The sequence below is a fragment of the Microcoleus sp. genome, from assembly GCF_049646505.1.
GTDB lineage: Bacteria > Cyanobacteriota > Cyanobacteriia > Cyanobacteriales > Microcoleaceae > Microcoleus.
Window position 1 is genome coordinate 1 of sequence record NZ_JBARVX010000511.1, and the last position, 6086, is coordinate 6086.

The following is a 6086-nucleotide window of genomic DNA, read 5'->3' on the forward strand; positions in this document are numbered from 1 at the left end:
ACGATGAGTGTAAATTCTAAATTGCAGCGCGCATTTGAGCAAGGCCGCGCCTTGAAAATTATCAGCGGTTTAAATAATTTTGATGCGGCCAACGTTGCGGCTGTTGTCAAAGCAGCGGATCTCGGCGGTGCAACATTTGTCGATATTGCTTGCGATCGCGATTTGGTATTGATGGCAAAACAGTTGACAAATTTGCCAATTTGTGTATCGGCTGTGGAACCGCAAAAGTTTGTCGCTGCGGTAGAAGCTGGCGCTGATTTGATTGAAATTGGCAACTTTGATGCTTTCTACGCACAGGGCCGCCGCTTTGAAGCTGAGGAAGTTTTGGAGTTGACTCGCGAAACTCGATCGCTATTTGCGAACATCACGCTTTCTGTCACAGTTCCCCACATTTTGGCACTCGACAAACAAGTGCAGTTAGCAACAGAATTAGTCAAAGCTGGCGCTAATATTATTCAAACCGAAGGCGGCACCAGCGCCCAACCAATTCACGCCGGAACTTTAGGATTAATTGAAAAAGCAGCGCCTACTTTGGCCGCAGCCTTTGAAATTTCCCGCGCCGTACAAGTTCCCGTACTCTGCGCTTCGGGCATCTCCAGCGTCACCGCACCGCTGGCTGTTGGCGCGGGCGCTGCGGGTGTTGGTGTCGGTTCTGCTGTGAGTCAACTTAATAGCGAAGTGGCGATGATTGCTGCTGTTCGCAGTTTGGTGGAAGCTTTGGCAAAAGTAGAGCGATCGCACTTTGCTGCTTCAATTTAATTCTGTTAACAGTTAACAGTTAACAGTTAACAGCAAACAGTTGACAGTTGACAGTTGACAAAAGAAGGAAGAGGATTGGAGTAATGAATCGTCTGATTTTAATTTATCCCGATCAGGGAGAGGCTTTAAACCAATTTTTTCTGGTAATCAAGAAGGCGAAGGTAGAGGAAAAAGGGAAGATTTTTTCTATTCCCCCTCTCCCCCTCTCCCCCTCTTCCCCTCTCCCCCTCTCCCCCTCTCCCACTCTTCCTTAATAGTTGATCCACCACACTGCATAATCTTGCAATAACTGATGGTTTGGGGAGATGAGATCGACTGCTTTTAACTCTGCTAAAAGCAACATAAATTTTTTGCGATCGCCGACGCGCTGCACTCTGGCAAAGATGCCGTCTTCACCAACCGCAAAATCCTCAACTCGGTTAATTGTGAAGTTATCAGTATAAGAAGGTTGAGTTTTTTTAAGCCTTGCATATTCTTTTTTACTACCCAAACCCATTGTATACTCTTCTTCCCATTCAAACTCTTCTATACCCGTAACCTGGCAGGGAAATTGGATATGTTGCTTGATGTATTCTAGATATTTAATTGAATTGTCGCGGGTGGAATTAATAGTTTTAGTTCCTAAGATTTTTTTAATTTTGGTTTCAAATTTCTTGTCGTTAAATGGGTTATTTTCAGCGAACTCGGCGAACATTTCTGGAGTGAGCCCCCCTGTCAATTCCGGTATTTCGGCAAGCAAGCGCTGCAAGTCGTTGAACGGTTTCGGTCTTCTGCCTGCTACAATGGTTTCATCAAGCTGGACTGGAGGAAGTTCTGATTCTGAAAGCAGAGGTTTGGTTTGATTTGGGCGATCGTCAAATTTAGACTTGTTAACTTTAGATTTGTTAAGTTGAGGCTTGTTAAATTTAGGCATCGCTCGGTTCCGGTGTACTGGTTAATTAATAAAGTATATCTTGGCAGAAGTACATTCGTGTCTGATAGGAGGAAGCTGTGATGCAATTACTGAAATCGCCCGATGAATCGGAAGTCTATCAAGGGCAATTCGGCGAGTTTACGATTACTCAAAGCGATCGCACCGGAGTGCTGATCTACCGCGCCGGGTTGGGAGTGGCGGCGCTGTGTTTGGCGGTGGGCGCTACTCTGGTGTTGCAAAGCGGCGACAGCCCAACAGCAATCCAAGCTTTAACGCCTGTTTTTGCGTGTTTCTGGATCGCTTTAGGCGTTAGTTTAGCAACTATTCACATTTACATGATTCCGCTGCACCGCACGTTACAGGCGTTTTGGGCGATCGGCGGCGCGGCAGCAGTATTTGTCGCCCTACAAAGCAGCAAACCCTTAGCTTTAGCAGTGTACGAAAATCCAGCGACTTTGTGGGGAATTGGCTTTACTTTTGCGGCATTAAATGGGATTTATTTTAAAGAAGCTTTTTGCTTCAACCGCCTAGAAACTAAGTTTTTAACTCCGGGAGTTCCGCTGTTGATTTTAGGACATATTTTCGGTTTTCTGTCACCGGAAAGCGAACAGTTGTTGCTGGGATTTTGGGCAATATTGTTCATCATTTTTGCAGTCCGCAAGTTCTTTCAACCCATGCCGCAGGACATCGGAGATAAGAGCGTTTTTGAGTATCTCAAACAAAAACAGTAGAGAAGGTTCGGCAGCGAATTTTGTAGCGGATTTAATGGATTTAATTTTGCACTCGAAAATTAGGTTTTTTGGCCTGATTTATATAAGCTCAGTTTGCGATCGCACTCTGAGGCTAGAAACCAAGTTTCTAGCCTCAGAGTGGGTAAATCCTCAAGAATTCTATCGATCGGAATTTTGGCAGAATGCGAAAACCTAAAATCAAAATTAGTCTGATCCGCCGCCGAGAAATGTGGGCAATTACCTGGGAAGGTTGGGTAATTGCGATCGCGGGATTAATAATTGCAATGGTCTTAATTCTCACAAATATCCATCCATTTTTGGCAGTAAACTCGCCGCTGAAAGCAGATATATTGGTTGTGGAAGGGTGGTTGCCGGATTATGCGATCGAAAGTGCGATCGCCGAATTCAAAAAAGGCAAATACCGCCAATTAATTACCACCGGACTTCCAGTAAGCAAAGGCTACTATCTCGCTGAATATAAAAATTACGCCGAACTGACAGCGGCGACTTGTATTGCGCTAGGATTTGACAAGGACAAACTGGTAGCAGTACCCGCAGCGAGTGTTGTGAAACACCGCACAGCCGCTTCGGCGATCGCCCTTCGAGATTGGCTGGCTGCATCGCCCCTAAAAGTAGACACAATTAATCTCTATTCCTTTGGCCCTCACGCCCGCAGAAGTTGGATTATTTTTAAAGAAGTGCTGCATCCTGAAATTAAAGTCGGGATAATAGCTGCAGAACCCCAAGATTACAACCCGCAGGAATGGTGGAAATCGAGCGAAGGTTTTCGGACTGTTACCGGAGAAATTATTGCTTATATTTATGCCCGTTTTATAGATTGGAAAGCTTAGCCATTCTTGTTAACTCTTTCTCTTCTTCCCTTCGCGCTCTTTGCGCCTTCGCGGTTCGTTAAAAAAAATCTATATCCCAACCCAAAATGAGCGAATCATTTTCAGATCAATTGAGGGCAAATCGTTGCTAGAAGAACGCGCTTACTGGTTAGCATGGTCGCAGATTAGCGGTATCGGGCCAATTTTGTTGCAAAGATTGCACCAACATTTTCCTAGTTTGGCAGCAGCTTGGACGGCTAAGCCCGTAGATTTAATGCGAGTCGAAGGGTTTGGGAAACAGACAATAGAAACGGTTTTGCAAGAACGATCCAAACTCAATCCCCAAGAATTTATCGAACAACATCTTATTAAAAATCCCTGTTTCTGGACACCCGCCGATCCAGATTATCCCAGCTTGTTATTAGAGATTCCCAATCCGCCGCCGGTGCTGTACTATCGCGGTTTAGTTGACCTTAAGGAAAACTGCGGAATTACGCCGACGGTGGCAATTGTTGGCACTCGCAGTCCTTCGGAATACGGCCGCCGCTGGACTCGCAAATTTAGTGCGGCTTTGGCTGCAAACGGTTTTACTGTGGTTTCGGGATTTGCTGCGGGAATTGATACGGAGGCTCATACAAGCTGTTTGGAGGCTGGAGGCCGGACTTTGGCTGTTTTTGGTACTGGGGTTGATATTGTTTATCCTAGGCCGAATGAGCGGTTGTGCGATCGCCTGTTGCAGCAGGGATTGGCAATTAGCGAATATCCGGCGGGAACTCAACCGAATAAAACTAATTTTCCGCGCCGAAATCGGATAATTGCTGGCTTGAGTCGAGCTACAATTGTGATAGAAGCTCCGCACAAATCTGGTGCTTTAATTACTGCTTATCAAGCTAATGATTTTTGCCGGGATGTGTATGTTTTGACGGCAAGATTGGATGATGAGCGGTCTTTTGGTTGTTTGGAGTTGCTGAGTAAAGGTGCTCATCCAATTCTCCCGAATAGCGATCGGCTGTTAAGCGAAGACAGGTTGTTGGAAATGCTCGGAGCTATGCCAAAATTGGATAATGCCCAGCAGTTGTCGCTGTTTCCGCCAAATCCGACGGTTGAGAAGCGCACGCCGCCGTTGGAGCCGGAATTGGCTAAGGTGTTAAGTGCGATCGGCTCCGGGACAATTTCTTTTGATACAATTGTGGAAGCAGCGGGATTAGAAGCGGGAACAGTTTCTGGTATACTTTTGCAATTAGAATTGTTGGGATTAGTTTCGCAGTTGCCGGGAATGCGTTATCAGCGCTGCTGATGTGGAAGTAATACGGTTTAGGCTAGGTCATTGGTGTCAACTTAAATCTAAAAGCCTCTCGATCTCTCGTTTACCGCCGAGGCCAGATCCCCCTAAATCCCCCTTAAGAAGGGGGACTTTGAGAAGATTCTTGTCCCCCCCTTTTTAAGGGGGGTTAGGGGGGATCTGCCAGACTATTAAAACAAGTGATTGAATCCAACTCAATCTTAAATCAATCCGAAATTGGCAGCGCTAATACTGCTAGCAGAAATACCGCCCAGAGAAGCTAAAATCTCCCCACTTTGGGCAAACCGGATTAAAGTAGCCCCGCTATCTTGACTAATCGCCAACTGCGAGAAATCCAGCCCGCTACCCAATACTAACAAGTCTTGACCGAGTTCAAAATCTGCGATCGTATCAGTACCGGAATTCGTAGAGAGTAGGAATTTATCTACTCCCATTCCTCCCGTCAAAGTATCAATTCCCAAACCGCCAGTCAGCAAATCATCGCCCTTACCTCCGTAAAGCATATCGTTGCCATCATCGCCGTTCAAAATGTCAGCGCCGCGATTGCCAAACAAGGCATCATCACCGCTACTTCCGAGCAAAGTATCGCTACCTTTGCCGCCGAAAACAGTGTCATTTCCCAGAGTTCCATCGAGGGAATCATTGCCCCTCATACCCATCAATACATTATCCGCGCTGTCGCCAATCAGGATATCGTCGCCATTTGTACCGAGAATTGCATTCGGGGAATTGCTGCCCAAATCTGCATCGCCGGTGAGAACGGGAGTCGCAAGGCCAACTGGTAAAACTACTGCTTGAATTCGGCTATCTAAAGCAGCACCGGTATTCTCAGTAACTACCAGAGAAATTGGTTTATTTCCCGTACCAACTGCTTTGAAGTCTTGAGTTGTCGGGCCCAAGGCTACTTGTTGAACGCGGGCAACTGATTCAGGAATTGATGTTGCTGTTGGGTTGGAGACAGCGCTATCAATGCGTTGATTTGCGGTAGCCATTACTGTCGCGGCTTGCGAGGTAATTTGGGTGATTTGTTGACTGTTGAAACTGGGGTCTATTTGCTGAATTTTTGCGGCTGCTTGCTGAATGATTGGTTCTAAGGCTGCTGCGTTGCTGAGGTTTAAGACTGTACTGGATTGAATTCGATCGGTAATTGAACTGACAACAGCTTTGACAATATCGGTATTGAGTGCACTGGAAGCGCCGTCAATCAAAGCGCTGGTTTGGGTGATAAAGTTTTGGACTTTCACCATTGCGGATAAGACTTGGACTCCGCCTGGTAAATTTTGGTTGGTGGCTGCGATCGGATCTAAGCTAGTCAGGTCAACTTCAGCGGGGAGTCCAAGGGCGGCTTTGACTAAAGATTGGGCTGATTCTGGTGCAGTTCCTTTGTCGGTTAAGTCGGCGACTAAGCTGGTTAGGAGGGTGACAACTGTGGAATCGGGCGGTGCGGTGACTGGTGTTTCTAGGGGTAAGCCGGTGGCGGTGTCAGTGCCTCCTATGGCTACTATATTGCCTTCTGATGGGTCGATTTCTCCGTTTTTGTTGGTGTCGAA

Annotated in this window: 6 protein-coding genes; 4 read left to right on the plus strand and 2 right to left on the minus strand. The window is 46.5% G+C overall.

From position 1 onward, the window contains the following. Nucleotides 1-3: 3 nt before the first annotated feature. A complete protein-coding gene (locus WBA89_RS24410; RefSeq protein ID WP_424410076.1) occupies nt 4-759 on the plus strand; it encodes a DUF561 domain-containing protein in 756 nt (251 codons plus the stop codon). Nucleotides 760-1009: 250 nt separating this feature from the next. Here WBA89_RS24410 and WBA89_RS24415 read toward each other — a convergent pair whose 3' ends face one another. Then, nucleotides 1010-1672, minus strand: a complete 663-nt coding sequence (locus WBA89_RS24415; RefSeq protein WP_424410067.1) for a hypothetical protein — start codon at nt 1670-1672, stop codon at nt 1010-1012. A gap of 80 nt (nt 1673-1752) precedes the next feature. Here WBA89_RS24415 and WBA89_RS24420 point away from each other — a divergent pair, with 80 nt between their 5' ends. The 3 genes from WBA89_RS24420 to dprA all read left to right on the plus strand — a co-directional run bounded on the left by WBA89_RS24420 (nt 1753) and on the right by dprA (nt 4530). Further along, nucleotides 1753-2403, plus strand: coding sequence for a DUF2301 domain-containing membrane protein (locus WBA89_RS24420; RefSeq protein ID WP_424410069.1), 651 nt, complete (start codon nt 1753-1755; stop codon nt 2401-2403). A gap of 182 nt (nt 2404-2585) precedes the next feature. Continuing rightward, complete coding sequence (locus tag WBA89_RS24425) at nt 2586-3254, plus strand: YdcF family protein (RefSeq protein ID WP_424410070.1); 669 nt, start codon at nt 2586-2588, stop codon at nt 3252-3254. Nucleotides 3255-3378: 124 nt separating this feature from the next. After that, entirely contained in the window at nt 3379-4530 is a 1152-nt protein-coding gene (gene dprA, locus WBA89_RS24430; RefSeq protein ID WP_424410072.1) for a DNA-processing protein DprA, read from the plus strand. A 206-nt stretch (nt 4531-4736) separates the two neighbouring features. On the opposite strand, the gene WBA89_RS24435 is transcribed toward dprA, so the two are convergent. After that, a partial coding sequence (locus WBA89_RS24435) for a calcium-binding protein (protein ID WP_424410074.1) occupies nt 4737-6086 on the minus strand: 1350 nt, incomplete at its 5' end.